Origin of the sequence: Ignicoccus hospitalis KIN4/I (genome assembly GCF_000017945.1) — an archaeon.
Lineage (GTDB): Archaea > Thermoproteota > Thermoprotei_A > Sulfolobales > Ignicoccaceae > Ignicoccus > Ignicoccus hospitalis.
This window is the reverse complement of sequence record NC_009776.1, coordinates 463,739-490,347: the sequence shown is the minus strand read 5'-3', so window position 1 is coordinate 490,347 and position 26,609 is coordinate 463,739. Positions and strand designations below refer to the sequence as shown.

The window sequence follows — 26,609 nt, the reverse complement described above, 5'->3', positions numbered from 1 at the left end:
GCCGTGTGTGAGGTGTTAGTATCCATAATAATAGCGGCCTTAGCGTCGGTAGGAGTGTTGCTAATAGGTGAAAGGAAGGCCAAGGCTTTTGCGGCCGTCATAACGGTAATTATCGCCTTACTGCTGGCGAAGCCCATAGTAGTCGGGGCCTCCGGGGGGATCTATTCGGAGAGCTACGTCATACCGGGCCTCCACGCCATAGGGGCTGACTTGACCTTCAGAGTGGACGCGCTCAGCTCGCTTTTCTTAGCGATAACCGCGCTCATCTTCATCGCCGTAGCTTGGGCGGCCAGCTGGGAGATTGAGGAAAGGCCCAGGCTGTACTTGGCACTAATGCTGGCCTCAGAGGCAGCCCTCATAGGGGTCTTCGCGACGTGGAACCTCTTCTGGTTCTACCTCTTCTGGGAGTTCACGCTGTTGCCAATGTTCATCCACATACTTTACTGGGGCGGCGAGAGGAAGGTGTACGCGGCCTACAAGTTCTTCGTGTACACCCAAGTGGGAGGGTTAATGTTGTTGGTTGCCATAGCGCTGGGCTGGCTCTACGGGGCCAACACCTTCGACTTCACGGAGTTCGCCGCCTCTTTGGCGGTGGCGCCGGACTGGGTTAAGGTAGCCTTCGCTTGGCTAACCTTGCTGTCGTTCTTCATCAAGATGCCGGTCCCGCCGTTCCACACGTGGCTCCCCGCCGCCCACGTGGAGGCGCCCAGTCCGAGCTCCGTCATACTGGCGTCGCTGATGCTAAAGATGGGCGGCTACGCGTTCATAAGGATAACCTTGGGAATGGCACCCTACGTCCTAATGGGTGCCCTACCCTTCATAGCGGTCTGGGCGGCTCTGGCGGCGGTATACGCCTCCACCGTGGCCATAGCTCAAGAGGACTTCAAGAGGGTAGTTGCATATACCAGCATCACTCACATGAGCATGAGCACCATAGGGGCCGCCGTATGGGCCTTGGGCCTCAAGGAAGCTTCGTTGCTAGGCTTCATAGGTTCAGTATTCGAAATGATATCCCACAGCTTCGTGGTAGGGGCGCTGTTCTTGCTCAGCGGGGTCATAAAGCACTACTGCCACACTAGGAAGATACCCGCCATAAGGGGGCTGGCCTTCGTGGCGCCGATACTCAGCACCGTAATAATGGTTGCTATCTTCGCCGGCTTCGGGCTGCCGGGCACCAGCGGCTACCCGGCGGAGCTCAGCTTGGTGGCCTCGGCAGCTGGCATGGCAAAGTACAACCCCGCAGGCTCCTTGGTGTTGGCACTACTGTTAATAGCCATAGCGACCGTCACGGGCTACTTGATATGGGACGCTCAGAGGATGCTCTTCACCCGCCCGCCTCTGGAGGTAAAGGACGTTCGGTTCTACCACATAGGCCCCATACTGTACTTGCTCGCGATAAGCGTCATAATAGGCGTCGTGCCAGCCCTCGTAATGGACCCGCTAATTAAGGCTGTTCACCAGATGCCAGTACTGCTCGCGGGGGTGATAGGATGATCGAGCCCGGCGCCGTCGCCTTCACCGTAGTGGCTGTCGCCATGGTCGTCGGCGGCCTCGTAGAGGGCGCCTCGCTTCTCATAAACAAGCTTCTGGAGGACAAGACTCCCCCTCACCCCGACAAGTTCGAGAGCTACGAGTGCGGAGAACTCACCATAGGCGACCCCCAGAGCGTCAACTACACCGTCAACTTCTACCCCTACTTGGTGGCCTTCTTCGTGGCTGAGGTAGCTAGCATACTCGCCCTCGCCGCCTCCGGGAGTCCCAAGCCCAACACGTTGATAGGCATAGGATTGTTGTACTTCAGCTTGGTTGTTGGGCTGGTCTGGTTAAGGAAAATAGGGATAATGAGGTGGACGCGATGAGGTTCAAGAAGGTCTCTCGCGAATTGATAAAGAAGAGCGCCCCCGTGAAGGAGGCGCTCAAGTGGAGCCGCAGGAACAGCTTGTGGTTGCTGCACCTAGGCATAATGTGTTGTGCAATAGAGATGATGCAAGCGGCCTTCGCCTTCCACGACTTCGAGAGGCTCGGCGTGCTCGCTAGGGCGACCCCGAGGCAAGTGGACGTGATACTGATCAACGGCCCGGTGAACAGAAAACTCGCCGAGAGGCTCCGAAGGCTCTTCATGCAAACCCCGGGCCCGCGCTTCGTCATAGTTATGGGGGAGTGCGCCATCAACGGCGGCCCGTGGTGGCAGAGCGACTACGTCTTGGACGGCATTCACGAGGTAATAGAGAGCTTGCCGGAGGAGTACCGGAAGGACGTCCACGTGGTCAACTTGGCCGGCTGCCCGCCCAGGCCGGAGGGGTTGTTGAGGGCGATACTGAAGATGGAGGAGTTGATAAACGAAGGGGACCTCGCGAGGGCGCCCCTCACGCGTTATCGCCTACACGACGAGGAGGGCTCGGACAAGAAGGTCGTGGACCCCATGCTCCGTTATGCCTACAACAACAGAAAGGCGGGTGAGAAGAGATGAACTTCGTGGGTGAGGTCGAGAGGAAGGAGTGGAGCAACGCCCTATACGTCGAGGTAGAGCCCCAGTACTGGTACGAGAACGCGGCGAGGCTGAAGGACCAAGGCTACTTGTTCCCCTCTATGTTAACGGCCGTGGACTGGCCCGCCGAGAAGAAGGTGCAAGTGTTCTTCTTAGTTCACAGAATAAGGGACGCCAGCTCGGTAGTCCTCAGCACAAAGGTGGACAGGGAGAACAGGGAGCTGCCCAGCCTGAGCTCCTTGTACCCTGGCGTGGAGTGGCACGAGAACGAGACGTACGAGATGTTCGGGATAAACTTCACCGGCCACCCCGACTACGAGAGGTGGGGAAGGATAAGGAAGCTGTTGCTCAGCGAGGACCCGAGGCTCTTCCCGAAGGACCGCTTCCCGTTGCTGAAGGACTCCGGGGGCTACAAGGACTTGCCGAAGGTCAACTGGGCCGAGATAGAGGGCACTGACCAAGAGAGGGAGGGGCTGAGGGAGGACCTAACGTACGTCTACGTGGGCCCCCAGCACCCGGCCACCCACGGGCCCGTGGGCTTCTTGTTAGGCTTGAAGGGAGAGATAGTAGAGGACGTCATACCTCGCTTGGGCTACGTCCACAGGGGCGTGGAGTGGATCTACGAGCAGAAGGAGTACTTAAAGGTAATACCGCTGTTGGACAGGCAATGCTACATAGACGGCATAGGCTGGGAGTGGCCCTACGTAATGGCCTTGGAAGAGATAATGGACGTTAAGGTCGATAGGAGGGCACAGCTGTTGAGGATTCTGGCGGCCGAGCTGAGCAGGATACAGTCCCACTTGCTCTACATAGGTTCCTTCGCCGAGAACGTGAACCACCTAACTGCTTTCGCTTGGACCGTTAGGGACAGGGAAGTCTTCATCAACTTGCTAGAAATGTTGACTGGCCAGAGGATGACCTTCAACTACTTGAGGCCCGGCGGGGTCGCCTTTGACCTCCCCCAAGGGTTTAAGGACGTGTACGAGAAGGTCGTTGCCAGGTTCCACAAGCATTTCGAGAAGTTAATTGAAACAACCTTAGACAACCCCACGGTAGCCATGAGGGCCGAGGGGGTAGCGCAAGTGAGCGCCGAGGACGCCATAAAGTACGGCTGGAGCGGGCCTAACCTAAGGGCCTCCGGGGTAGCTTGGGACTTGAGGATAAACAAGCCCTACGGAGGCTACGACGACGGGATAGACTTCGAGGGGGCGGTCGGGAGCGTAGGGGACAACTTGGACAGAATGCTGGTCAGGTTCGAGGAGATACGCCAGAGCTTGAAGATAATTAGGCAAGTCCTAAGGGAGCTGACTGAGAGGGGGCAGAACGAGCTCGGCACGCACTTGAAGAGGGTCCCGCCGTTCCCGCGCAAGCCCGGAATAGCTTACGGCTACCACGACAGCCCCAGGGGAGAGAACGGGATCTTGTTGGTGGCCAACCCCTCCGACCCCAAGTGGAGGACCAGGCCGTGGAGGGTACACATGAGGTCCCCGGTCTTCGTACACACGATGAGCTTGAAGTACCTAGGGAAGGGACTTCTCTTACAAGACTTCCTAGCGTTCTACATATCTCTCGACACGTGTGTCGCGGAGATGGACCGCTAGAGGCCGCTCTCAATCAACGCTTTTATCGCTTCTTTTTCTTCTTTCACTTCCTTCAACTTCGCCTCGAGCTTCTGCACCTCCTCCGAGCTCGGCAACAAGTAGTACCTCTCTAAGCACCTCTTCAACAGCTGTACGCCCTTCTTGACCCTCTCCGCCACCTCCCCGCCCTCCGCTAGCTCGGCCAGCGCGGCGGTGAACTCCTTTGGACTCTTCATCTTCAGTATTTCTATTAGCTTTTCCGGCGGGGGACAGCTCTCAACCTCTCCGATCCTCTCCTTTACCTCGTTTATCACGTTTAAGGTATCTTCCAACAACCTCTCCGCCTCTTCGTAGTTCGCGTAGACTTGCTTCCAGTCCGAGGAGGCGACGGATGTTAGTTTCTCAACCCTCGCTATTACGGAAGCTATGAGGTCGCCCGCGTTCTTGGCTCCTTCCATGGTCTCCGTGATGTTCTCTATTTCTTCAAGTATCTCCTTCGCTAAGGGAGTACCCATGTAAGAGCCCTCCGCTACGCTTTTGATCTCACCCAGCCCCGGGAGGGTCTCCTTGACCTCTTCCTTCGCTTCCTCTACCTCTTTTACCTCTGCCTCTTCCGCCCTTTCCTCTTCGGTTTCCGTGGGGAGCTGGTAGACCTTCACCTTCCCGTCGAAGAAGCCCACGGCCAAGTACTTGCCCCTGGCGTCCAGCGCCGTTGGCCTCCCCTCGAGCTCTATGTTCAACGCCTCGGCGCCGTTTATGTCGTAAGCCCTTAGGCTCTGGGAGCCCATATTTGAAGCAAATATAATGTCACCTACTACCCTCACTAGCGTTACGTGCGTCCCAACTTCCCTTTCCCACACCTTTTCTCTACCCCTAAACACTATCAACGACTTCGTGGTCCCGACGGCCGTGAGGTCGCCCTCTCGGTCCACGCTGTAGACCTTCTCCTTGCACGAGCAGAACTCCTCCCCCTTCCCGCTTATCGCGTCTACTTCGTGCACCTTTCTCCATATGTGGTCGGGGACGTAGATCGTGTTGTTCTCCACGTCGACGTTCTTACCTACGCCCCCTATGTCGTAGTGCCACCCCCTCTCTCCGTCGAAATTGAACTTCACGCACGCGTCGGAACAAGCCACCACGCTTTTGTCGTTTATTATGGCTATTGCCTCGTTGTACCTTCCCACCTTTATCTCGGCCTTTATACTCCCATCGGGGGTCAATATCTTGAGGACGCCGTTCTTGTAGGCGACCGCAAATAAGCCGTCCTTGTAGTGGGTCGCAGCGGAGGAGCCCCTCTCGCACTCCTTCTTGAGTACTCTTCCGTTCTCTATCAGGTAGGCGCAGCCGTCGTCACACGCCGCCAGCACCTTGCCGTCCTCGGAGACCGAGAGCGAGTTGACCCTCTTCCGCAAGTCGACGTTCCACAGCTCGTTCAAGCTGAGCGACATTCCGAAGTCCCGCCAAAAGCGCCGGGACCTAGCTATTTAACTGAACGTTTTATATGTGCTGGAGAGCGAGTTGCCGTTCGCCTACGCCGGCGGGAGCGCGCTTAACGCCGTGGCCTCGTGGAAAGGAGCTGCCTTCGCGATATCGCTGAAAGTGGAGGTTAAGGTAGTTGAAGGGAAGAGAATTGATAACAAGCTGTTAAGGAGTGTTTACGAAGTATTCAAAGAGCAAGTCTGTGACCCCGGGGAGGTAACCTTCGTGGTTAAAAGCGAGGTCCCCCCTGCGGGAGGCCTTAAGTCTTCCTCAGCGGTCGCCAACGCCGCAACGCTAGCCCTCTTCGAGCGTTGCGGCATGAGGCCCTCTCCCTACTACGCCCTCAAGCTCTCCGTCGAGGCGGCTAAGAGGGCCGGCGTCACCGTTACCGGGGCCTTCGACGACGCGGCGGCTAGCATGTTAGGGGGGTTGGTAATTACCGACAACAAGGAAATGGTCGTGGAGGAGAGGAGACCTCTCGAGGGCTTGAGGGCGATAGTACTACCAAGGGGAGGGAGGGGGTTGAGCTACGGGGAGGTAGCCGAGAGGCTAAGGCTGCTCAAGAGGGAGTTCTTGAAGGTTTATGAGATGTTGAAGGCAGGTGATTTGTACGGCGCGATGACTTTAAACGGCTTCTTGGTGGCCGGCGCTCTGGGCTACCCTCAAGGGCCGGTGCTGGACGCCTTGAGGGCCGGCGCCCTCGCGGCCTCCGTCAGCGGCAACGGGCCCTCCTACGTGGCTCTTGCCGACCGGGACAAGGTCGAGGACGTCTACGAGGCCCTCTCCAAGCACGGCCGCCCGGTGGTGGCGGAGGTAGTTAACTCCCCCGCGTACTTGCCCTAGCGATGAGGTGAGTCGTGCTCGCCGAAGGGGTGAGGGCAAGCGCTCCGGGGTAGCCGAGCTCCTCGAAAAGCCCCTTTAATACGAGCCCCCTTACGCGACCTACGGGGTACTAGTTGAACAGAAACTTATTGATCTTGATAGTAGCCGTAACGGCAACCTTCGTAATATCCTTCGTCGCCTTCAGCACGCTGAAGGTAGAACCCGAGGGCCCTCTGAAGGACGTCGTCGAGAAAATACTCGTAAACTTTAAGATGAAACATTGCGAGTGGATAAACGTAATAAGGGAGCACGGGTTCGACTATCACAAAGCCTTAGAGGAGTGTGAGGTCGACCTAAACTCCACCGTGGTTGCCTTCAGCGAGGCGCTGGCCACGGCGTCATTCGTAGCCGCGATACTCGGGACGCTGATGTTCTGGAACAAGAGGCTCAGCTTCGTGATGATCGGAGTCGCGCTCTTGTTGTTCCTGGGGACCGCCCCCTTCGAGATGATACTGGAACACATGGAGCTGGGATTGATACTGTTCTTGATATCAATGATGATCATAGTAGAGTACTTAAACGAGAGCGGGGTCTTGGGGTGGATAACCGTCAAGCTGGTGAAGGCCAGCAAGTTCCAACCGCTCCGCTTCGTGGCGATACTCGGGTTCTTGAGCTGGATAATGGCGGCCTTAGTGGACGAAGTGACGAGCATAGTGTTCGTAACTAGGGTAGTTATATCCATAGCCTCCATGCTCGAGCTGAACCCCATCCCACTCGTGATATACTCGGTTATGGCAACCAACATAGGCTCTTCGGCCACCATGATAGGGAACCCCATAGGCATTTACATAGCCCTCCAGTCCGGCAAGAGCTTCGAGGACTTCTTGGAGTGGGCCACCCCCGGGAGCCTCTTAGCGTTGCTCACGCTCCTTCCAATAGCCTTAGTCTGGCTCTCCAAGACTGGTCTCTTCAAGAAGCTGAGGGAGAAAGGGTCCATGATAAGCTTGGATGAGTGGAGCGCCTTGGGCATAAGCTCAGAGCTCTACGAGGCCTACAAGTCCGGCAAGCTGACGGGTAAGGAGGCGGAAGAAGTGGAGGCCGCGCTCAAGAGGTTCAAGAGGGGTTGGGCCTTCTTCATAGCCGTGCTCCTCCTAATCGCCTTCCACACCCCCTTGTCGGGGGCCTTGAACCAGTTCTTAGCTTACTTGTACGCAGCCATGAGCGTCGGGTCGGAGGTCAGCATCCACGCGGAGGTGCCCCCGGACGCCTTGCTCGTCTTCAGCCCGGTCGTGGTGGCGGCGATCTTGATGTTCACCCACGAGGAGCCGAGGAGGTTGGTAGAGAAGGGCGTGGAGTGGTGGACCTTACTCTTCTTCATGTTCTTGTTCGCCATAGCTTCGGCGCTCAGCTACACGGGCGTCACCGACAAGATGGCCTACTCATTGGTGCAGATGGTGGGAGGGCTTACCTTCGAGTCCACAGTTACCTTAGCCATAACCATAGCGGTCGTTTCGGCGGTGGTGTCTGCCTTCTTGGACAACATGCCGGTGGTAGTTGCGTTAAGCCCCGTGGTAAAGACCTTGATAGAGGTGGGCCTCCCAGGAGGCGAGGTGCTCTGGTGGGCGCTGCTCTACGGCTCTACCATGGGAGGCAACATGACTTTGATAGGGAGTACCGCCAACATAGTGGCCCTAGGCATACTCGAGAGGCACGGGAGGACGGTGAAGTTCTGGGACTGGTTCAAGGTAGGGGTGGTAGTGGTGGCCCTCACGCTCGGGGTAGCTCTGGCCTCCCTTCTGTTCCACGCCTCCCTAGTATACCACCAATAACGCCAAGGCCCTGGCCCCCCAGAGGGAAGCCCTCTTTATCACGTCCCTAGGCAAGTCCCTTGCGCCCTTGTCCGCCCTAACCATCAACGTCCTAGGAGCCTTGGTCTCGCTCTTCCTGATTACGAAAGAACAACCCACTTGGGCGGGCGCGCAAGTCCCCTCCACCCAGAAGCCGCCAAAGCGGGTGAGCACCACGAACGCCGCCCTCCTCCCCTCCGGACAAGACCGGGCCAGCTCCGAGGGGTCGTGGGTGGAGGAGGTGAGCACCACGCAGTCCCCTCTGGGAGTTAAGCGCTCCTCGCAAGTGACCTCTATCGTGCCCTTGTGGAGGGCTTGAACGTTCGCGTGGAACTTGGCCGTGAACGAGTATATCATTCTCCCAAGGCCTCTAAATAGCGGGAGTAAAGCACCTCCACCACTAAGGGGTGGTCCCCCAAAGGCTTGGCGAAGACTACCTTCTTCCCGTTCGAGACCTTCATAACCCTCTCCCGGACGTCCCGCACCACGTGGCTGCTCTCAGATATGAAGAACGGTACCACAACTACTAGGTCGCCCGGGGCCTCCTTGACCGCCTCCTCCACGCTGGGCTCTCCCATTAGGTAGCCTACGTAGACCTTCTTCCCGACCTTCTCCTCTAGCATCCTTGCTACGTTGTTTACCATCCTATAGAAGTTCTTGTTCTTGCTGCCGTGGGCTATCAAAACTATAGACGCTTCCACAGCCCTTAGCCTAGGCCTTAAACGACCTAAGCTCTATAAGCCTTCTATAAAAGTTCTCCCTCCTAAACCGCGCGAACCTAACCTTAGGCCCCGTGAGCGAAATTACGAACTCCTCCCCCGTCAACTCGACTATACCGTCCAACAGCGTTACTACTTCTTTAGTGTTGTAAACAATTTTCACCTTTATTTCAGAGTCCTTGGGAAGGACTACTGCCCTCGCGTCGAGCTGGATGGGGTTGACCGGCACCAGCAGCAGGACCTCCGCCCTCGGGTCCACTATGGGTCCCCCCGCGCTCAGGGCGTAGGCGGAGGAGCCCAAGGTGGTGGAAACTATTATTCCGTCTCCCTCCAGCCCCTCGTAGACAGAATATCCAGACACTTCGACGTTCAACTTAGTGACCCTCCTCCACTTGCTGAGGACCGCGAACTCGTTGAGCGCGAAGTGTCCGTCGACCTCCAGCCTCTTGTGTTCTTCTAGCTGGTACTCCCCCCTTACGAACTTTCTGACCGCCTCCTCCACCTCCCTTGGCTCCACGTCCAGCAAGAAGGCCCTCCTCCCGGCCCTAACGGTCATCACTGGTGGAGTCTCACAAGGGGCCTTGGAGAGGGTGTAGAGCAGCGTGCCGTCGCCTCCGACCACCACCAAGCCGTCTGCCGCACAAGGGTCTGCCTCCGGGAACCACCTCACCTTGACCCCCGCTCCCTCCAGCCCCCTCGCTACCCTCTCCGCCAACTCCCTGGCCCTCTCGTCGGGCTTGAAGGAGACTACGACCTCCACTTACTACCCCTAAGGCTCAACGACTTGTAGTAATAGAGCGTTAGGACCCCCGCCAAGGTGGGGAAGAGGAACGGCCATATCACTGAGGGGGTTACGCTGGTAACTATTAGGTTCAACACGCCGGTAGGGTCGTAGGAGAAGTAGCTCAAGGCGACCTCAGCGCTCAGCCAGTGGTAGGCCAAGTAGAAGGCGGTGGGCCTCACTAAGTTCACGTGGAGCAATATTAACAAGCTCAAGAGGCCGTAAGTCCTCTTGTCCCCGGAGAGCAACACTAAAGTCGCAAAAGTCAAGTAGTGCTGCGGTGAGACCAGGCGGTTGAAGAGCAAGTAGGGGACTAGTACTGTTGCCGCAGCGACCTCCGGAGACGGTCTGAGCTTCCACACCAAGTAATACGTCAGGAGGGTCAGCACCACCTCCGCCGCGCTGCCGACCTTGCCCCACCACAACAAGTCGACGGGGTTCCCCATGAAGCTGGGGTAATAGTTAACGTCCCCCATGTTCCTGTTCGTGTGGAAGAGCAAGGTACACGATAAGAAGGTTTTTGGCTCGGTCAGTAAGAAGTACAGGGAGGGCGAAATCGCTATTATGAAGCCTAACAGCCAAAGGACCTTCCTCCTAGAATTGAGAATCAAGGCCGGTGCGGCCAGCGCGGCGTAAATCTTGGAGGAGACCATCCCCCAAGCGAGGCCCGAGAGGAGTTGGTGAACGTTACCTTCCTCCCTCAACAAGATAAGCGACGCCACTAAGAAGGGAATTAAGAATGCCTCGAACATCCCCCACTCCACTATGATTACTATGGGAAGGAATGAGTATACGCTCAATAAGAATCTGTCCTTACCGTAGAACTTGTAAATCAAGAATGCTCCAATCAAGTAAAACAGCATGAAATACCCGTGGACTAGGACGTAATAGATAAAGGTGAGAGCGCCGAAGAGTAGCGCCCGGACTTCGGCCAGATCAACGGTTCCCGGAACCAATTGGTAGTAGTAGGGCTTGTCGAAGATAGACTCGTAGGCTAAGTAGATGGGGACGAAGAAGGGCGCCAGCTGGGGCAAGTACGCGTAACCCGGATAGAATATCTGAGGGTTAGGGAGACGATCCCTCATCAAGAGGGTGTTGTTATAAGTCCACTGGTATAGGTCCTTCCCGCTGACGACCATCTCGCCGAACTTCAAGGCCATTAATAAGTCCCAGTGGTGGCCGCTGAGCCCGGACAGCAAGATCAGGATGCTTATAAAGACTAATACCCCCTTGAAGTCTTCCAAGTTCTTAGACAGCCACTTGTACCACAGTACCACCCCTATCAAAACTACGATCAGAGGTAAGGAGTAGGTCCAATAGTTTATCATTAATAGAATCAACTTTCCCACCAGAGGGTCTTCGACGTTTTCCGCGATTACCTCTAGCTTCGAGCTTTCGTTGCATCTAAGCGACACCTGTACCAAGTACTTGCTTCCCATGATGTCCTTGAACGGCGTCGAGCGCAACACCTCCGGCTTACAGCCCGTAAACTTCATAACGACATCGAACTTCATCATGAAGGGGCCTTTAACGCCCAAGAGCCTCACTGAACCGTTGCCCTCCGCCACGCCCTCGAGCGCGGGCACCGAAAGGCCCAAGACTCCTTCGGTGAAGTTCAGCAACTCTACGTACACTGTGTCCTTGTAAACGTATGTCACCTTCTTGAACTTTGTATAGTCAATTATTATTTTGGAATCGTTAGCAACTCTGATCTTCGGGTAGCCCAAGTGGGAGATGGGAGTGCCGTTGAAGTAGCTGACCACGTCGTTGAAGGACATCAACCACGCAGAGGAGGTCTTGTGGGGGGTGAAGAACACTACTGTGGGGCGGTTGTAGGGGCTGGGGGTGGCCATGATGCCGTAGCTGCACCCGGAGACGAGGACTGCCCCACTCCACTCCACTCTGATGGGCTTTATGGAGGTGGTTAGCATAATGAGTAGTGAAGACACTGACGCGAGGGCTATAGCTATGGCGAATGTGGCCTTCGCCACCGATCTCGGGTCCTCGAGCTTTTCTGCCAGCTTCTTTAGGGCCTTCAACCTAGCTTGCCCGCCTCTGGGGCCTCCGGGCTAACACTTAATCGTTGCGCACACGAGCTCCACGACCTTCCAAGATATTGCTAACAAGGCAGTAACGATCAAAGTGTTGAAGGTGGCCATCCAGAGCGAGGCGACCGGGCCGAGGCCGTTCGCGACGTAGTACGCGGTCCAAGTGGCTAGGGAAGAGATCGCGAAGGCCTCGCCCAGCTTCTCCGGCTCCACGGCGAAGGCCGATGAACTTATCATCATAATTGTCAAGAGCGTAGCTCCCCTCTTGCGCTTCGCTAGGAGCAACGCGGGCAAGCCGGCGAAGGGTATTCCGGGCAAGGAGAGCCCTTGGCCCTCCACCGGCACGGCCACCGGCACCCCCCAGCCGGCCTCGGGCGACCACCCGGGGCCGAAGGGGTGCAATGAGTTCTGTTTTAACACCTCTCTCACCTCAGAGGTCCCTTTGACCCCCGTCCTCTGGATCCACAGCGCGGCGGTACCCGAGACCAGCGGGGCGGCGAAAGAGGTTCCGTCCAGCCTCAAGAACAGGGCCCTTCCGACCTCCTCGGCGCACGGGTCCTTCACCGCTTCGGCTATGTAAGAGTACTTGGGGACCGGCAAGTAGAGCCCGACCCCTACGCTGGAAAAGTCTACCCCGGGCCCCCCGTCGCTGAAGCTCGCCACCTCAAACTCGCCGTCCTTGTAAGCTAAGGCCGAGACGCCTATGACGTGCTCCGAGAGCGCGGGGAAGGAGGGGACCTTGAGGCCCTCGTTGCCCGCAGCCGCCACGAAGGCTGTTTCTGAGCTCTTAGAGTAGATAACGTCCCACAGCCCCCTGAGGGCTAAGGCGGTCGGGACGTCCGGCAAGGGGCCGGTGACGGGAGTTACCGAGCCCAAGCTCAAGTTCACTACGTCCGTCCCGTTAACTGCCCTTTCCAATGCGAGCTTCAAGGCTTCTGGGTCTATGAATGGGATTGCGTAAGTCACGGAGCCGTTCTCGTCGAGGAGTAGGACGTAGCAAGCCACCTTAGCAACGTGCAAGTCTACGTCGGGGGCCACCGACAGCAGGGCGGCCGCGACGGCGGTCCCGTGGCCGGCCAAGTCGGTGGTTTCGTTCACGGGGGCGGCCAAGTAAGCGCTCCTCCCCCCTACCTCCGTCAAGCCGTACACGCACATGGTGACGTTCTTGTAGTCTACGTACTTAAAGCACTCGTCCTTGTGAGCCTCGTAGGCCGCGTTGAAGTACCGGTCAACAGTCCTATTGAATACAGATTTAATTACCTCGGCGTCGACTCCGGTGTCTATAACTAAGGCCACCACGCCCTTTCCGGTGACCCCTTCCGAGTGGGCGTCAGGGGCCCGCAAGAGGTCCTTCCACCACCCGAAGGCGCAGTCCCCGGAGTCCGCGAGCATTGACGAGACGACGAGTAATAATATTATTAAGGCTCGCAAACCCCTCACCACCCCAACTCCTCCACAATGAACAGAGAAATGGAGAAGGTCACCAAGAAGAAGGCCCCCAAGATGAAGTTCGTGAGGGCGTAGTAGGCCCCCAACAAGGTATAGTTGAAGAGAGTCGACAAGAACAAGTACACTGAAAGCGCGAAGACCAAGTGCCTAAATTTCACGCACCCCAAAGCCCGCGCCCAGCTTCAAAAGCCTCCGAGGAGTTTTTCTCTTAGGGCTTCAAACCATGGACATTATAGGTCTGTTGTTTTGGCTACTCTTGTTGACGATGATAACAGAGCCAGTTCTGGAATACCAGCGTATAAAGAACGCTAGAATGAACGTTCTGAGGAGGATAGAAGAGAAGTACGGCTACCGTATCATCACGTTGATACACCGCCAAGAGAGGGTGGGCTTCTTCGGCATACCGTTCTACCGCTTCATAGACGTTGAGGACAGCGAAGCGGTCATCAGGGCTATCCACAACACTCCCAAGGACGTACCCATAATGATGATACTCCACACGCCAGGCGGAATGGTGCTGGCAGCATCCCAGATAGCTAAGGCGCTCCACGACCACCCCGCCAAGAAGGTCGCAGTGGTGCCACACTACGCCATGAGCGGTGGTACGCTGATAGCCTTAGCGGCCGACGAGATATGGATGGGCCCCGCGGCCGCCTTAGGACCGCTGGACCCCCAAGTGCCGGTGGCCACCCCGGCCGGCCCGATGCACGTGCCCTCGCCGAGCGTGGTCAAGGTAGCTGAGGAGAAGGGCAAGGAAGCTAATGAATACTTCTTGGTTCACGCGGACGTTGCCAAGAAAGCGCTGAACGAGATGTTAGAGTTCGTAACATACATACTCAAGGACAAGGTCGGCGAGGAGAAGGCGAGGGAGATAGCGGAGGAGCTGGTAACCGGCAAGTACACCCACGACCACCCCTTGTTCTACGAGGACTTGGTGAAGCTAGGGTTACCGGTGAAGAAGGAGGTGCCCGAGGAGGTCTGGGCCCTCATGGAGCTCTACCCGCAAGCCCAGCCCCAGAGGCCGGGCGTGGAATACTTGCCCGTCCCGGCGGTCCCCCAAAAGAGGGGGCTCGGCGATAAAGCCTAACCCTCACACGACTTTTTAGGAGCGACGACATGATCGAGATAGACGGCTCCTTCGGCGAGGGAGGTGGCCAAATACTTAGGACCTCCGTGGCACTCTCTGCCGTGACTTTGAAACCGGTTAGAATATTCAACATCAGGGCTAAGAGGAAGAACCCGGGCTTGAGGAGGCAACACATGGTGGCCGTCAAGGCCTTGGCCGAGATGACCGACGCGGAGGTCCGCGGCTTGGAGCTGGGCTCCACCGAAATAGTGTTCATACCGAAGACTTTGAAGGCCGGGACGTTTAGGTTCGACATAGGCACCGCGGGCAGCGTCAGCTTGGTCTTGCAAGCAGTAACTCCCGCGGCTCTCTTCGCCCCCGGAGAGGTCAGGGTTCAGCTGAGAGGGGGTACGGACGTGCCGATGAGCCCTCCGGTGGACTACTTGAGGTTCGTCTTCTATCCCCTCCTGGAGAGGTTCGGCGCCAAGACGGAGTTGGTCCTCAAGCGGCGAGGCCACTACCCCAAGGGAGGGGGAGAGGTCGAGTTCGCCTCCCGCCCTGTGGACTCACTGACCCAGTGGGGGGAGGTGGAGCGGGGCGAGGTGCTGAAGGTCCGCGGGCTCTCTCACTGCGTCAAGCTCCCTAAGCACGTCGCGGAGAGGCAAGCGAAGGCCGCCGAAGAGGTCCTCAAGAAGAGCGGCCTAAAGAACGTAGACATCGACTTGGAGTGGTACCCTCCGGAGAGGGACCCCCACTTGGGGCCCGGGAGCGGGATAGTGCTTTGGGCCATAACGGAGAGGAGCTTGTTGGGCGCGGACTCGTTGGGAGCTAGGGGGAAGAGGGCCGAGAGGGTGGGCGAGGAGGCGGCGCGGAAGCTCTTGGAGGACTTGAGCACGGGCAAGGCTTTGGACAGGCACATGAGCGACATGATAGTTCCTTACGTCTCCTTAGCTTGCGGAAGGACCGAGGTGGGAGGCGCGGCCCTTACCATGCACGCTTGGACCCACGTGCACGTGGTTAAGAAGTTCCTCCCGGAGCTCGAGGTGGAAATATCGGGTGAGCTGAACAAGCCATTCGTTATGAGGGTAAAGGGCGTGTGTTGGCAGCGCTAGGGCACCCTATCCGCGTAGAGCTCCCAGACCCTCTGGCAGTGGGGGCCCCACTCGACCCTCACCGGGTTCAAGAGGCCGGCCCTGATCGCGTGATCCACCAAGACTATGGCGAACATCGACTCGACCACCGAAACGGCCCTCAGAACTATGGCCGGGTCGTGCCTCCCGGGCACCTCCACCTCAGTCTCCTCCAGCGTGTGTATGTTCACCGTCTTTTCCGGGATCATTATGGAGCTCGTGGGCTTGAACGCGACCCTAATCCTTATCGGCGCCCCGACGCTTATTCCGCCCAGCATTCCGCCGGCCTTGTCCCCCTCCACAGTCGCCTCGCCGGCCGAGCTCACTATCTTGTCCCTCGCCTCGCTCCCCCTGAGCCGGGCCAGCTTGAAGCCCCAACCTACCTCGAAGCCCACGCTGGCGGGTATGCTCATCATGGCCTTCGCGAGGTCCGCCTTGAGCTTGTCGAACACCGGCTCGCCCAAGCCCGCCGGCGCGTTCCACGCGACCGCTTCCACCACCCCGCCCACGCTGTCCCTCCTCTCGAGCGCCTCTTTCAAGACCTCCTCGGCCTTCTCCTCACAACACAAGACCCGGAAGGGCGAGAGGCGGGACCTCAAGGACTCCTCCGCGTCCTCGGCTGACGGGAACTCTACCCCGCCCAGCTCCACCACGTAGCCGGAGACCACCACTCCTAAGCAGCCGAGCAGCTTCTTGGCCACCGCCCCCGCCGCCACTCTAGCAGCGGTCTCCCTCCCAGAGGCCCTCCCGCCTCCCCTGTAGTCCCAGTGCTCGTAGCCGTACTTCTTTATGTACGCTAAGTCCGCGTGACCTGGCCTGGGAGTTTCCTTGATCTTCTCGTAGTAGCTCGAGATAACGTCCCTATTTCTTATTATTATTGAAATAGGCATGCCGGTGGTCTTTCCGTTGAACACCCCGCTCAGTATCTCTGGGACGTCCGGCTCCCTCCTCGGGGTGGTGAACCTCCTCCCCGGCCTGCGGAGCGAGAGCTCGACCAAGAGGTCCTCCTCGCTGAGGGGCAAGCCGGCCGGGCAGCCGTCTATCACCGCGCCTATCGCCTTGCCGTGGCTCTCCCCCCAAGTAGTTACGCTGAACATCTTACCTATTGTGTTTCCGCCCAAAGCATGTGGTCCCCTTTTGAGGAGGGGACGAGGGGAAAACCGCTTTGCGGCCGGTCCGGCCAAGTTTCAATAAAAAGGGAGAATGGCGCCCCAAAGGTTGGGTAGTGAGGTCATGAAGAGGCTCGCCGCTTTCCTACCGTTACTCGCCGCCGTAGCCTTAGCTTACACTCCGGCCTACCCGTGTACCTACTGCCACACGCCTTGGCTGAAGCTGGACGGCAACGTTAAGGCGGTGGAGTTCCACAAGATCAACTTGTTGCACGGCGCCCACTCTGGCCTCTACTGTTCCAACTGCCACGACCCCCAAGACCCCATTAAGCTCGTCAACGGGGCTACTGTAGTACCCAAGGAGCTCGCCTCCCCGGAGCAGATGCACCAGTACGACACCTTGTGTGCACAGTGCCACCCGAGGGTCTACGCGGACTACTTGGTCGGGGCCCACGCCAACAGCACCTTCGTATGTGAGGGAGGCTCCTCCCACTTCGTCTACGGTTACAAGGGCTCCCCGTACTGGTACCACGAGTGCCCTAAGTACACCAACTTGAAGACCGTGCCGGGGAAGTCTTGTGTGTTCTGCCACGACCCCCACGACCCCATTAAGCCTCCCTCCAACATAATGCCCCCTCCAAGCGACAGGCCTGAGCCCTACCCACAAGACGCGGTCCTCAATTCGCTCTTCTTCTTGATGGGCGTAGCCGCGTTTCTTTCCATTATAGCATATGTTAAGAAGTAACGCGAAGTGGGGGTGGTGGGACCATGGCTAACCAGACCCGTAGGAATTTGCTCAAGGGGATAGCCGCGGCCGGCGCGGTAGGCTTGATGACCGTCAGCAGAGACGAAGTAGGTAAGGTCCTACACAAGCTCAGCGACGAAGAGCTGCTGGGCTACGTGTACGAGGAGGGGGAGTACGTAATAAGCGAGTACAGCCCCTATAAGACCCCAGAAGAGATCAAAGAGCTAGCGAAGAAGAAGGAGGAGATGGCTAAGAAGAAGTGCATGGAGAGCGCCAACTCCATATGCCAGAGGCTGGGCGAGAACAGCCCGGAGTGTAGGCTGGCGAGGAAGCACTGCGAGGAGATCAAGGTAAAGTGGACCTTGGCTAAGAAGGGAGTCCGCTGGGCCATGGCACTGGACTTGAACAAGTGTATAGGCTGTAGGAGGTGCGCCTACGCTTGTGTACAAGAGAACAACGTGGACCGCACCCAAGGCATAGAGTGGATAAAGGTAGTCAACGTGAACAGGGAGGAGCTCGAGCTGCTCGGAGTAGACCTAGACTACAAGGAGGCCCCTTACAAGGATAGGGTCTACATACCGGTCGCGTGCAACCAGTGCGAGTACCCGCCGTGCACTATGGTTTGTCCGGTTAGGGCCACTTGGCAAGAGGCCGACGGGATAGTCGTCGTGGACAGCTACCGGTGCATAGGCTGTAGGTACTGCATAACCGCTTGTCCTTACGGAGCTAGGCACATGAACTGGAAGCCAGTCACCGTGGACGCGCTGACGCTCAACCCCAACATGCACGTGTTCGGGAACGTCCCCAGGGAGGTGCATACCGTAGAGAAGTGTACTTGGTGTATACAGAGGACCAGGGACGGGGGGACCACGGCTTGTGTGGAGATATGTCCGGTGGGCTCGAGGGCCTTCGGCAACCTCCACGACGAGGAAGGGCCCATACAGAGAATAATAAAGGAGTACGGGGTGTTCGTCCTCAAGCCCTACGCCGGCACTAAGCCGAGGTTCTTCTACTACTTCGGCCCCGCTAGGACCCCTCCGCTGGACTCCGAGAACCCCAAGTCCGGCAACTGGCTGGGCACCCCGAAGCACGGCGAAGGGACTCACCACGGAAGTAGAGAAAAAGCAGAGGAGAGGGGTCACGACTGAGGAGCGACGGAGGAGGTGAGGGGCAGTGAGCAACCCAGTGGTAGAGTTTCTTGTGACCATATGGTACATAATAAAGCACATGTTCAAGGGCGACTGGAGGGGCTGGACGTGGATATTCGCCATGGCCGGTCTGACCGCCTTCGGCTTGGGTCTCTGGGCCGGCGTACAAGCGGGCCCAGCGATATACACCCAGCTGGTCTACCACCTAGGCATGGACCCCAAGCTGTTGGAACAGCTCGGCATTAGCGAGCATAGGGGAGGCATGGTCTACACCGCGTTGGACGACTGGGTCGCGTGGGGCCTCTACATCTCGTTCTTCGTCTTCTGGGTCGGAGTAGCAGCTGCGGGAGTGCTGTTCGGAGTTGCAGCGTACGTCTTCAGGGACAAAGGGTTCATGAGGCTTGCCCCCTTAGCGGAGGTCCAAGCGGTCGCGGCGCTTATAGTGGCGCTACTACTCGTGCTGGTTGACGTCGGCCGGCCCATAAGGACCATACAGCTGCTGGCGCTACCAATAGTAGCCCAGCTCCAGTTCCCCAACCCGCAGTCGATATTCGACTACGACTTCACGGTGCTCAATGGGTACCTCGTGGTCAACTTGATAGGGATACTGATAGCGGTTCACTGGTACCGCAGGGGGCCCAAGTACGCCCCGCCTAAGTGGCTCATGTACCTATTCATGCTTATCGCGGCGCCGCTGGCCATAGGTATACACACGGTAACGGGATTCATAAGCCAGCCCCTGACGGCGAGGCCTATATGGAACGCCCCTCTGCTGGCCCCGCGCTACGTGGCGACTGCCTTAGCGGCCGGTCCGGCAATGTTATTAATAGTATCTGTGATAGCCGAGAAGTTCTACAAGAAGTTCAAGGTTCCCAACTACGTATACGAAAAGACTTTGATAGCGGCCACCGCCGCCATGATCGTCGGCCTCTACTTCACCTTGTCGGAGGCCCAAGAGCTGTTCTGGTACACTACTGAGCCCCACAAGAGGGCCCAAGCGATAGGAATATTCAACTTCGCCGTCATGCCGTTCTGCGCGCTAATGAAGCCGATACTCAAGGACTTCGCGGTGTTCTTCAGCGGCACCAACTTCAACGGCTGCAGCTGGGGCTACCCCGGCATGGAGTACTTGGCCCTAATGAACTTCTTCTGGATAGTCGTCGGCTCGCTGGCCGTAATACTAACCATATTCGTGCCGAGGCTGAGGAAGACGCGCAAGGGCGTAGTCTTCTTGAGCGCCTTGATAATACTGGCGGTGGTAGGTGAGAAGACTCTGCCGATAGTCATACCGGGCTACACCCCGGACGTGCTGGGCAAGCTGGCGATCTACTACCCGACCCCCATGGAGTGGGCCTTGACCGTTGCGGCCCACGCGGCGGGCATGATGGTTTACATGCTGTTGGCGAGACCGGTCATAAGAGCTGTTATCGCTCATTACGGCGAAGAGGAACACTAACCAACACTCCCCTTTTCGCCCTCAAAGCCTTTTTGATCTTCACGATCGCCCTCCCCGTGCAAAAGGCTTCAAAGCCCTCCTCCACTTCCTCTAGGCATTGTTTCTTCAACGCCTTACACTTCTCGCACAACTCGTCGCCAAAGTATATCCAGTTTATATATGCAGATACCTTGCCTTCCAAGCACTTAGCGGCCTCCTCGGGTCCTAAGGAGGTGGTACCCAATGCCAGCCCCTTAGCGGTCGGAACCGCCAAGGCCCCCTCGTCGCAATAAAGCAACAAGTCCATAACCTCCTCCGCAGCGCGCAACTCCTTCCCGGGCTTACAAGTTACGACGAACAAGGTCTTCAACAACCTTCTTCCAGACAAACTCTCACTGCCTCCTCTAGGGCCCTCGAGGGGTCTATGGGGAGCCACTCCCTAACCCTCTCGTGGGGGAACTCCCCCCTCAAGACGGCCCTCTCTATCTCGTCCAGCATACCCTCCACAGCCTTTGCCTTGGAGTATACCTCATTGTCCAACATCCTGGCCGCGTCGTCCAACGCGTTCATCAGTATTATCTTGGCCAGCCCTTCCCACCCGAGCTTCAAGAGGTCTACCAAGCGCTTGTACTTAACTGACTTCACCTTCGCCATCAAGGGCCTCTGGCTTCCCACTTCGAACCACAACACCAAGCCCTCCCCGAAGCCTTCTGCCTTCCTCTTCGCGTCTTCCAAGTCTTCCACCTCGACCCTAGTGGGACCTTCCAACGGATACAACTTCAAGGTCTTCATGTCCCTATACGCCAAGGGGACCAAGGACCACTCGCCGGCCCTCAAGAGCTCTTGGGTGCCCCCGACCCAGGGGCTCCCGGACCCCGGGCCCAGCAGCTCGAACACCCTGGTCTCGTCCCCCAGCTCGCCCTCGAAGAGCTCCAACGCCTTTTTGGCGAAGGGAGAATCCACGTCCAGCTTTTTCCTCGTCGCGGCCCTGACCTCCCCGTCGTAGAGGAACAAGGAGACCATGGTGCCGTCCAGCTTTTCGTACGCTAGGAGCGGCCTCTCCGGGAACTCCGCCTCGCCCAAGTTAAAGAACTTGTGAAAGGGGTAGGCCACCAGCTCCGGGCCGTCCTTGCTCCACTCTATCACCGTGCCCCGCGCGTCCAGCAAGAGCGGCACCGGATCCTTGGGAGGCCTCTTGTAGGAGTAGACGCACAGCCTCTTGTCGCCTTGAGGGTAGCACTTTACCCACAAGCCAGAGAGCAGCTCCCTCACTTCCCGCTCGTCCCCCTCCCTCCCCAAGACCTCCTCGTACGGGGGCTCCTCGCCCAGCCAGAGCGACCTCAGCGCGAGCAGTAGGGCGTTCGCCATGGCTGGGCCGGGAGGGGCCGGAGAGGGATTTTAGTAACGCACCTCTCCCAAGGAGGCGACGGGCTCGCCGTCCAAGTCTATGACCGCGTAGAGCAAGGCGCCGTGCTCCGCTTCAGAGCCGGGGTTTACTGCCAGCGTCTTGCCCAGCCTGGCGGTCCCCCGGGACTCGTGGACGTGGCCGTGTAAGCTTAAGGTCGGTTGATACTTTTCGATCCATTCCCTCACCGCCTCAGAGCCCACGTGGCCCCCCTCGCGGTAGTTGCTGTAGTCCAAGAAGCCCTTCGGGGGGCTGTGGGAAACTAAGACATCGCACCTCTCCTTTGGCAACATCTCCCTTATCCTCTCCTCCGACGTCTCCCTGTAGGTCCCGAAGGGCGTGTAGGGCACGTATGAGAGCCCACAGAACTTGAGCCCGAAGAACGTGGCCTCGTCACCCTCCAAGACCTCGTCCATGTACGGGTGGTCCACGTTGCCCGCTATGACGAAGTACTTCACTCCCGAATCCTTTAGCCCTTCCAGCCACTCCTTAACCCTCCTCGCGGCCGCCCTCGCCAAGAGTCCCGGGGCGTTCCTCTCCACCTCCGTATCCGAAGCTTCTACGAAGTAACCTCCGGAGGCCAAGAACAGTTCCCTGCCCATCCTCTGCGGGTCCTTAAACCTCCCCCACACGCACTTGGTTACCTTGCCGTTGGAAACGCACTTCCCCGTCAAGTCACCGGAAACCACTAGTAAGTCCGCCCCGAGCTTGAAGTATAGCTCCTTAGTCAGCTCGAACGCTTTCACGGAGCCGTGGAGGTCGCTTACGTGGAGAATCCTCAAGCCTTCGCCCCGAGGCCCTCGCGGAAAACTCTAAAACCTCTTTTAGGGCCCCACGCCCGGGCCCGTAGCTCAGCCAGGAAGAGCGCCGGGCTTTTAACCCGGTGGTCCCGGGTTCAAATCCCGGCGGGCCCGCCACACGCGGAAGCCCCGCAGACGGGGCGGGCCCCTGGGCTCCCACCTTCGTGCCCTTGGCCCTCGCGGGCTTGGGCTACCTCTCAAAACCAGTTCCTCTCGGGATCTCAGAGCTCGAGCCCCGCCGGTCACCGCTGGTTGCGTTCTTCTATCCTCCACACGCAGTTCCCGGGCTCCCCCTCCTTCTTTATCACCACCGCCGCGTCGGGAGGGCCCCACCTCTTGCCGAAGGCCTCAACGGCGGCGCTCCCGTAGGCCCTCTCCAGCACCCCTGCCACCAAGCCCAGACAGGCCGCGCAAGAGCCCCTTCCCCTTACCTTCCTCCTCTGGGGACAGTTCCTTATCTCTACGACCAACGGCTTCGTGCTCTTGATTTCGTACGTGTAAGCCTTTCCTATTATCTCGAACAGGTTGAAGTACGCCTTCACGAGCTTCTCCGGAGGGACGTTGCCCACCACCTCCAAGACTTTATCAGCCAAGGCCTCTGAAGAGAATGCCTTCGCCAGCTCGAAGGCCTTGTCCTCGTCCACCCTCTCCGGGAGGACGTTTAGTATGAAGTCCTCACAAGCGTCTGCCACTAGCTTCAGAGCCTCCGAACGGACGCTCATTTCCTCCTTACCCCCCGTGGGGCTCCGGGCAAGCTAATTGGTTCTGGCGGCCGGCGTGGACTTGGCGGTTAAGAGGCCCTCTGCCTTAGCTATCTTTGACGGATCCAACTTCTGGACTAAGTTCTTGGACAACGAGGCGCTCGCGCCGACGCTCGGAGCCCTCCGGCCGGAGCTCGTCGCGGTGGACGCGCCCTTAGAGGTCCCAGAGGGGACTTGGAGGGAGGTGGACTTGGTCGCCCGCAAGGCGGGGCTCAAGGTGTTGCCACCCGGCTGGAGGGGCATGAGGGCCTTGGCGGAGGAGGGCAAGAGGTTGAGGGAAGAACTAGTTGGGAGGGGAATAAAGGTAATAGAAACTTTCCCGGCCCCCTTGAGGAAGCTCGTGGGCCTCCCCTTCGAGGGGGACCTCTTGGACGCAGCGCTCTGTGCGTTGACGGCCTACAAGTGTCTGAGGAAGGAGTGCTACTACGTGAGGGCGTCGGACGGGGAGATGGCCTTACCCGTGGAGGCGGCTCTCGGAAAGTCCGTAATATTTTAAAATTACGCATCCTGCAGGGAGAGCGTTTTAAGCTTCTCAAAATGCGAAGAACTGGGGACAAAATGATAGCGAGCGGGAGGGTAATATTGCGGAGGAGGGACGGGGTGGTCGTGGAGGCCAACGGGAAGAAGTTCTTGATGGGTTACGGGGCCTACTTAGTGTGGCAGAGCTTCCTAGAGGGCTCCACGCCGGAGGAGGTGATAGCCCAAGCGGTGGCCCTCAGCGGGATGAGGAGAGAAGAGGTAGAGAGCTTAATATTGCCCTTGATCGACGAGATGTTGAGCAAAGGTTTGTTGAGGCATTAATAACCTTCGGGCGCCCCCGCACAAGGTGTTCTCTTTGTCCCCCCAAGAGGTCTTGGACCTCCTCTCCCAACTCATCTCCTTCGACACCGTCTCCCCCGAAGGCAAGCAGTACGAGGACTTGGTCCACTTCCTCAAGGGCTGGCTGGAGGAGAGGGGAGTCAGCGCTAAGGTTGAGTACGTGGACGACGAGTATAGGAGCTCCCACTGCCCCCAAGGCCCCAAGCCCTTGCTCTTCGCTTGGGTGGGCGAGGGGGAGCCCTTACTCGAGTTCAACGGCCATTACGACGTGGTCCCTCCCGGCGACGGGTGGGAGGGGAACCCCTTCGAGCCCAAGGTGGTGGGCGAGTACTTGGTGGGACGGGGGGCCACGGACATGAAGGGGGGTGTGGCGGCAGTTGCTGCTTCCCTCGCGGAGCTCTCGAACTGGAAGGGTAACAAGGTGCAAGCGGTCTTCGTGCCGGACGAGGAAGTTGGGGGGAGGTGCGGGACCGGGTACAGGGTGAGCAAACTGAAGGAGAAGTACCCAATAGGTAGGCACGTAGTAATAGCGGAGCCTAGCAGCAAGAGCGTGTGGATAGGCCACAAAGGCGCGGTCTGGCTGGAGGTCAAAGTCAAGGGGTCCCAAGCTCACGCCTCCACCCCTTGGATGGGGGAAAACGCCTTCTTGAAGGCCTCTAACGTGGCAACGGCCCTTTACTACGCGCTCGTGGAGAGGTTCTCCAAGAGGTACAGCAAGTACGAGTACACCTCCGAGCACCCCTTGGCCAAGTTCAATACTGTGAGCGTCGGAGGAGTTGCCTACTCCACCTCGAACAAAGTCAACGTCATCCCGGGGTCGTTTGTATTTAGCGTGGACATAAGGGTGATACCGGAGGAGAGCGCGGAGCGCGTGGCCGAGGAAGTTTACTCCCTCTTGCCGGAATACGCCGAGGCCAAGGCTTTGGAAATGATGGAGCCTTTCATAAACGAGGGGAGCGAGGTGGCCGAAGTGATAAGGGAGGCTTGGGGGCACCCTCCCAAGGTCTGTGAAGGGGGGTTGGACTTAAGGTACTACAAGGGTTACGACGCCGTCGCGTGGGGGCCGGGAGAGATATCGGAGGCTCACAAGCCCAACGAGAAGGTAAGGATTAGCGACGTGTTGGAGTTCGCGAGGATGTACTCCCAACTGCCCCTTCTCTTAAAAAGGAGATAATCCGACTTGGTGATACCAAAGCTTATTGGTTTACCCGAGGTCGCTTTAACGGAGAGAGCATGGTCTCGAGAAAGGGGCAAGCGGAGCTGCTCGGCTTGGCGGGAATAGCCTTGCTCGCCTTAGCGGTATTAGCGTACTTCATGTTCTTCGGCGCACCTTCGGTTGCTCCCAAACTGAACGTGGAGCTCGAGGGTAACACGACGTTAAAGGCTTGTGTGAACAGCGTCGCCAAGCTGAAGTTAAGGGCCTTCAACCCCGCCACCAACCCGCCGGCGACAGTAACGATCGACGTGAAAGTCAGCAACGCCACGGTGGCTGCTGTGGTGGACGGCAAGCCCGCCACCTTGCCGCTGGTGACTACGCTGGCGCCCGGACAAAGCTTGGAGGTCAACCTCTACTTCTCGCCCTCCGCCCCCGGGGCCCACCAAGCGGTAGTGAGGGTGGCCTACACGCTGAACGGTATGGTTCACGAGAAAACCTTCGAGCTTACGGTCGTCGGCGAGAGGTGCGGTTAGCCTTCCAATAGCTTTTTCAAGCTCACGTAGAACGGCGGGTAAGCGATCCCCCTTTCCGTTATTATGGCAGTTACCAGCTCCGGCGGGGTGACGTCGAAGGCCGGGTTGTAAACCTCTACGTCCCTCACGGTTACGTACACCTTCTCGAAGGGGTAGGGGCAGCGCCTAACTTCGTCTGGGTCCCTCTCTTCTATGACGAGCTCGTCTAAGGTTATCTTGGGGTCCACTGTGGACGTCGGGGCCACCACGTAGAAGGGGACCCCGTGGTGTTTGGCCAAGACCGCTATTTGGTACGTGCCTATCTTGTTGGCGAAGTGGCCGCTGAGGAGTATCCTGTCGGCCCCCAAGAACACTTTGTCTACCTTACCTTTGCTCATTAAGTATCCTACCATAGTGTCTGCTATGAGCTTCACTGGGATTCCGTCCCTCTTGAGCTCCCACACCGTCAGCCTCGCCCCTTGGTCCAGCGGCCTGGTTTCGGTGGCTATCACTTCTATCCTCTTCCCCTCCTCCCACGCGGCCCTTATCACGCCCAAGGCGGTCCCGTAGCCCGCGGTCGCTAAACTCCCGGTGTTGCAGTGGGTCAGCACCACGTCCCCGTCCTCTATCAGCTTGGCCCCGATCTTGCCCATCTTCACGTTGGACTCTATGTCCTCTTGTTGGATCTTTCTGGCCTCCTCGACCACGGCCTCTCTCACCGCCTCCGCCGAGCCGGACCTCGTGGCCTCTTCGGCCCTCTTCATGACCCTTTCTAGGGCCCAGAACAAGTTCACCGCGGTCGGCCTGGTGTTCGCGAGGACTTCCTTAGCCTCCCTCAAACGCCTCAACAGGCCCTCCACGTCCTCCCCTTCGTAGTGCAAGGCCGCCAGCGCCATCCCGAAGGCAGCCGCTACCCCTATCGCCGGGGCCCCCCTAACCTCCATGTCCTTTATGGCCCTGGCCACCTCCTTGTAATCGGTAGTCTCCTTCCAGACCTCCTTCCAAGGTATGTACCTCGTGTCCAGCCACACTACCTTATCGCCCACTAGGTCGACCGGCTTTAAGACCTCCAAGGCCCTTCCCCCACTCCCCCTTCGAAGAGCTTAATCAAGAGGCCTAGGGCGCGGGAGGGGTCACAGCCCCTCTCCGCCGCGGAGTGCAAGAGCTCCACGACCGCCTTGCGGGCCAAGTGGGGGTGGGGCTCGGCCTCGAGCTCCTCCAAGTACTCGCACTCCTCCAGCTCCCGGTAGCACGGGTCCTCGCAGAGCTCCTTGAGCAACTCCAACGCTCCCAACTTAAGTTTCCGACTC

29 protein-coding genes and 1 tRNA gene are annotated in these 26,609 nt (G+C 58.3%); 16 read left to right on the top strand and 14 right to left on the bottom strand.

All coding sequences use genetic code 11. The annotated features are described in order from the left end of the window. Positions 1-3 precede the first annotated feature (3 nt). From IGNI_RS02820 to IGNI_RS02805, 4 genes are read left to right on the top strand one after another with little or no spacing between them, the layout of a single operon-like run. Positions 4-1,494, top strand: a complete 1,491-nt coding sequence (locus IGNI_RS02820) for a complex I subunit 4 family protein (protein WP_011998579.1) — start codon at positions 4-6, stop codon at positions 1,492-1,494. Beyond that, entirely contained in the window at positions 1,491-1,859 is a 369-nt protein-coding gene (locus IGNI_RS02815; protein WP_011998578.1) for an NADH-quinone oxidoreductase subunit A, read from the top strand. The genes IGNI_RS02820 and IGNI_RS02815 overlap by 4 nt, the downstream gene beginning before the upstream one ends. Then, on the top strand, positions 1,856-2,470 hold the full coding sequence (locus IGNI_RS02810) for an NADH-quinone oxidoreductase subunit B (RefSeq protein ID WP_083756975.1): 615 nt from the start codon (positions 1,856-1,858) through the stop codon (positions 2,468-2,470). Before IGNI_RS02815 ends, IGNI_RS02810 begins: the two co-directional genes overlap by 4 nt. After that, on the top strand, positions 2,467-4,089 hold the full coding sequence (locus IGNI_RS02805) for an NADH-quinone oxidoreductase subunit D-related protein (RefSeq protein WP_011998576.1): 1,623 nt from the start codon (positions 2,467-2,469) through the stop codon (positions 4,087-4,089). The genes IGNI_RS02810 and IGNI_RS02805 overlap by 4 nt, the downstream gene beginning before the upstream one ends. Here the strand turns inward: IGNI_RS02805 and IGNI_RS02800 are convergent. Beyond that, positions 4,086-5,516: a hypothetical protein gene (locus IGNI_RS02800; protein WP_011998575.1), complete on the bottom strand. Its 1,431-nt coding sequence runs from the start codon at positions 5,514-5,516 to the stop codon at positions 4,086-4,088. The genes IGNI_RS02805 and IGNI_RS02800 overlap by 4 nt on opposite strands. A 70-nt stretch (positions 5,517-5,586) precedes the next feature. On the opposite strand from IGNI_RS02800, the gene IGNI_RS02795 reads away from it, so the two are divergent. Then, positions 5,587-6,390, top strand: a complete 804-nt coding sequence (locus IGNI_RS02795; RefSeq protein ID WP_052570473.1) for a shikimate kinase — start codon at positions 5,587-5,589, stop codon at positions 6,388-6,390. 113 nt (positions 6,391-6,503) lie between these two features. Next, complete coding sequence (locus IGNI_RS02790; RefSeq protein ID WP_011998573.1) at positions 6,504-8,198, top strand: ArsB/NhaD family transporter; 1,695 nt, start codon at positions 6,504-6,506, stop codon at positions 8,196-8,198. Here the strand turns inward: IGNI_RS02790 and IGNI_RS02785 are convergent. From IGNI_RS02785 to IGNI_RS02760, 6 genes are read right to left on the bottom strand one after another with little or no spacing between them, the layout of a single operon-like run. Beyond that, positions 8,181-8,573 (bottom strand): DUF371 domain-containing protein, encoded by a 393-nt coding sequence (locus IGNI_RS02785; protein ID WP_011998572.1) that lies wholly within the window; start codon positions 8,571-8,573, stop codon positions 8,181-8,183. The genes IGNI_RS02790 and IGNI_RS02785 overlap by 18 nt on opposite strands. Continuing rightward, positions 8,570-8,917, bottom strand: coding sequence for a sirohydrochlorin chelatase (locus IGNI_RS02780; protein ID WP_011998571.1), 348 nt, complete (start codon positions 8,915-8,917; stop codon positions 8,570-8,572). The genes IGNI_RS02785 and IGNI_RS02780 overlap by 4 nt, the downstream gene beginning before the upstream one ends. A gap of 10 nt (positions 8,918-8,927) precedes the next feature. Further along, the gene (locus IGNI_RS02775) at positions 8,928-9,695 is read right to left on the bottom strand and encodes an NAD(+)/NADH kinase (protein WP_011998570.1); all 768 of its coding nucleotides are present in this window, start codon (positions 9,693-9,695) and stop codon (positions 8,928-8,930) included. Then, complete coding sequence (locus IGNI_RS02770; protein ID WP_011998569.1) at positions 9,683-11,755, bottom strand: hypothetical protein; 2,073 nt, start codon at positions 11,753-11,755, stop codon at positions 9,683-9,685. The genes IGNI_RS02775 and IGNI_RS02770 overlap by 13 nt, the downstream gene beginning before the upstream one ends. A gap of 30 nt (positions 11,756-11,785) precedes the next feature. Beyond that, complete coding sequence (locus tag IGNI_RS02765; protein ID WP_011998568.1) at positions 11,786-13,195, bottom strand: S8 family peptidase; 1,410 nt, start codon at positions 13,193-13,195, stop codon at positions 11,786-11,788. Between the two features lie 5 nt (positions 13,196-13,200). Next, positions 13,201-13,380: a hypothetical protein gene (locus IGNI_RS02760; protein WP_052569987.1), complete on the bottom strand. Its 180-nt coding sequence runs from the start codon at positions 13,378-13,380 to the stop codon at positions 13,201-13,203. Between the two features lie 56 nt (positions 13,381-13,436). Here IGNI_RS02760 and IGNI_RS02755 point away from each other — a divergent pair, with 56 nt between their 5' ends. Both IGNI_RS02755 and rtcA read left to right on the top strand, forming a co-directional pair. Then, positions 13,437-14,300, top strand: a complete 864-nt coding sequence (locus IGNI_RS02755; RefSeq protein ID WP_011998567.1) for an SDH family Clp fold serine proteinase — start codon at positions 13,437-13,439, stop codon at positions 14,298-14,300. Between the two features lie 29 nt (positions 14,301-14,329). Beyond that, the gene (gene rtcA / locus IGNI_RS02750) at positions 14,330-15,391 is read left to right on the top strand and encodes an RNA 3'-terminal phosphate cyclase (RefSeq protein WP_011998566.1); all 1,062 of its coding nucleotides are present in this window, start codon (positions 14,330-14,332) and stop codon (positions 15,389-15,391) included. On the opposite strand, the gene aroC is transcribed toward rtcA, so the two are convergent. Further along, on the bottom strand, positions 15,388-16,530 hold the full coding sequence (gene aroC, locus IGNI_RS02745) for a chorismate synthase (RefSeq protein WP_011998565.1): 1,143 nt from the start codon (positions 16,528-16,530) through the stop codon (positions 15,388-15,390). The genes rtcA and aroC overlap by 4 nt on opposite strands. A 112-nt stretch (positions 16,531-16,642) precedes the next feature. On the opposite strand from aroC, the gene IGNI_RS02740 reads away from it, so the two are divergent. Genes IGNI_RS02740 through nrfD form a run of 3 tightly spaced genes read left to right on the top strand, consistent with a single transcriptional unit; the run spans position 16,643 to position 19,867 of the window. Continuing rightward, entirely contained in the window at positions 16,643-17,263 is a 621-nt protein-coding gene (locus IGNI_RS02740) for a hypothetical protein (protein ID WP_148202221.1), read from the top strand. Between the two features lie 23 nt (positions 17,264-17,286). Then, complete coding sequence (locus tag IGNI_RS02735) at positions 17,287-18,411, top strand: 4Fe-4S dicluster domain-containing protein (protein WP_148202220.1); 1,125 nt, start codon at positions 17,287-17,289, stop codon at positions 18,409-18,411. A gap of 25 nt (positions 18,412-18,436) precedes the next feature. Next, positions 18,437-19,867 carry an NrfD/PsrC family molybdoenzyme membrane anchor subunit gene (nrfD, locus tag IGNI_RS02730; RefSeq protein WP_011998562.1) on the top strand — a complete coding sequence of 477 codons (1,431 nt, stop codon included), beginning with the start codon at positions 18,437-18,439 and terminating at the stop codon, positions 19,865-19,867. On the opposite strand, the gene IGNI_RS02725 is transcribed toward nrfD, so the two are convergent. From IGNI_RS02725 to IGNI_RS02715, 3 genes are read right to left on the bottom strand one after another with little or no spacing between them, the layout of a single operon-like run. Beyond that, positions 19,836-20,216 carry a hypothetical protein gene (locus IGNI_RS02725; RefSeq protein WP_011998561.1) on the bottom strand — a complete coding sequence of 127 codons (381 nt, stop codon included), beginning with the start codon at positions 20,214-20,216 and terminating at the stop codon, positions 19,836-19,838. The two genes, nrfD and IGNI_RS02725, sit on opposite strands and share 32 nt — an antisense overlap. Then, a complete protein-coding gene (locus tag IGNI_RS02720) occupies positions 20,213-21,214 on the bottom strand; it encodes an RNA ligase (protein ID WP_011998560.1) in 1,002 nt (333 codons plus the stop codon). Before IGNI_RS02720 ends, IGNI_RS02725 begins: the two co-directional genes overlap by 4 nt. 30 nt (positions 21,215-21,244) lie before the next feature. After that, positions 21,245-22,033, bottom strand: a complete 789-nt coding sequence (locus tag IGNI_RS02715; protein WP_011998559.1) for a metallophosphoesterase family protein — start codon at positions 22,031-22,033, stop codon at positions 21,245-21,247. Positions 22,034-22,091: 58 nt separating this feature from the next. Here IGNI_RS02715 and IGNI_RS02710 point away from each other — a divergent pair. Then, a tRNA-Lys gene (locus IGNI_RS02710) sits at positions 22,092-22,168 on the top strand. A gap of 125 nt (positions 22,169-22,293) precedes the next feature. Here IGNI_RS02710 and IGNI_RS02705 read toward each other — a convergent pair. Then, positions 22,294-22,773 carry a hypothetical protein gene (locus IGNI_RS02705; RefSeq protein ID WP_011998558.1) on the bottom strand — a complete coding sequence of 160 codons (480 nt, stop codon included), beginning with the start codon at positions 22,771-22,773 and terminating at the stop codon, positions 22,294-22,296. 37 nt (positions 22,774-22,810) lie between these two features. Here IGNI_RS02705 and IGNI_RS02700 point away from each other — a divergent pair, with 37 nt between their 5' ends. The 4 genes from IGNI_RS02700 to IGNI_RS02685 all read left to right on the top strand — a co-directional run bounded on the left by IGNI_RS02700 (position 22,811) and on the right by IGNI_RS02685 (position 25,320). Beyond that, a complete protein-coding gene (locus IGNI_RS02700) occupies positions 22,811-23,308 on the top strand; it encodes a DUF429 domain-containing protein (RefSeq protein ID WP_011998557.1) in 498 nt (165 codons plus the stop codon). Positions 23,309-23,370: 62 nt separating this feature from the next. Beyond that, positions 23,371-23,613, top strand: a complete 243-nt coding sequence (locus tag IGNI_RS02695) for a hypothetical protein (RefSeq protein WP_052569983.1) — start codon at positions 23,371-23,373, stop codon at positions 23,611-23,613. Between the two features lie 34 nt (positions 23,614-23,647). After that, entirely contained in the window at positions 23,648-24,805 is a 1,158-nt protein-coding gene (locus IGNI_RS02690; protein WP_011998555.1) for a M20 family metallopeptidase, read from the top strand. A gap of 59 nt (positions 24,806-24,864) precedes the next feature. Continuing rightward, complete coding sequence (locus IGNI_RS02685) at positions 24,865-25,320, top strand: hypothetical protein (RefSeq protein WP_011998554.1); 456 nt, start codon at positions 24,865-24,867, stop codon at positions 25,318-25,320. Here IGNI_RS02685 and mtnA read toward each other — a convergent pair. Both mtnA and IGNI_RS02675 read right to left on the bottom strand, forming a co-directional pair. Next, positions 25,317-26,372: an S-methyl-5-thioribose-1-phosphate isomerase gene (gene mtnA / locus IGNI_RS02680; RefSeq protein ID WP_011998553.1), complete on the bottom strand. Its 1,056-nt coding sequence runs from the start codon at positions 26,370-26,372 to the stop codon at positions 25,317-25,319. The genes IGNI_RS02685 and mtnA overlap by 4 nt on opposite strands. Next, the gene (locus tag IGNI_RS02675) at positions 26,360-26,593 is read right to left on the bottom strand and encodes a hypothetical protein (RefSeq protein ID WP_011998552.1); all 234 of its coding nucleotides are present in this window, start codon (positions 26,591-26,593) and stop codon (positions 26,360-26,362) included. Before IGNI_RS02675 ends, mtnA begins: the two co-directional genes overlap by 13 nt. Positions 26,594-26,609: the final 16 nt, after the last annotated feature.

What these genes read in the sequence shown, in the direction of transcription:
- IGNI_RS02815 (WP_011998578.1), top strand. Translation starts at nt 1,491, where the DNA reads ATGATCGAGCCCGGCGCCGTCGCCTTCACCGTAGTGGCTGTCGCCATG.
- IGNI_RS02810 (WP_083756975.1), top strand. Translation starts at nt 1,856, where the DNA reads ATGAGGTTCAAGAAGGTCTCTCGCGAATTGATAAAGAAGAGCGCCCCC.
- IGNI_RS02805 (WP_011998576.1), top strand. Translation starts at nt 2,467, where the DNA reads ATGAACTTCGTGGGTGAGGTCGAGAGGAAGGAGTGGAGCAACGCCCTA.
- IGNI_RS02800 (WP_011998575.1), bottom strand. Translation starts at nt 5,516, where the DNA reads ATGTCGCTCAGCTTGAACGAGCTGTGGAACGTCGACTTGCGGAAGAGG.
- IGNI_RS02785 (WP_011998572.1), bottom strand. Translation starts at nt 8,573, where the DNA reads ATGATATACTCGTTCACGGCCAAGTTCCACGCGAACGTTCAAGCCCTC.
- IGNI_RS02755 (WP_011998567.1), top strand. Translation starts at nt 13,437, where the DNA reads ATGGACATTATAGGTCTGTTGTTTTGGCTACTCTTGTTGACGATGATA.
- rtcA (WP_011998566.1), top strand. Translation starts at nt 14,330, where the DNA reads ATGATCGAGATAGACGGCTCCTTCGGCGAGGGAGGTGGCCAAATACTT.
- IGNI_RS02740 (WP_148202221.1), top strand. Translation starts at nt 16,643, where the DNA reads ATGAAGAGGCTCGCCGCTTTCCTACCGTTACTCGCCGCCGTAGCCTTA.
- IGNI_RS02735 (WP_148202220.1), top strand. Translation starts at nt 17,287, where the DNA reads ATGGCTAACCAGACCCGTAGGAATTTGCTCAAGGGGATAGCCGCGGCC.
- IGNI_RS02720 (WP_011998560.1), bottom strand. Translation starts at nt 21,214, where the DNA reads ATGGCGAACGCCCTACTGCTCGCGCTGAGGTCGCTCTGGCTGGGCGAG.
- IGNI_RS02705 (WP_011998558.1), bottom strand. Translation starts at nt 22,773, where the DNA reads ATGAGCGTCCGTTCGGAGGCTCTGAAGCTAGTGGCAGACGCTTGTGAG.
- IGNI_RS02695 (WP_052569983.1), top strand. Translation starts at nt 23,371, where the DNA reads ATGATAGCGAGCGGGAGGGTAATATTGCGGAGGAGGGACGGGGTGGTC.
- IGNI_RS02685 (WP_011998554.1), top strand. Translation starts at nt 24,865, where the DNA reads ATGGTCTCGAGAAAGGGGCAAGCGGAGCTGCTCGGCTTGGCGGGAATA.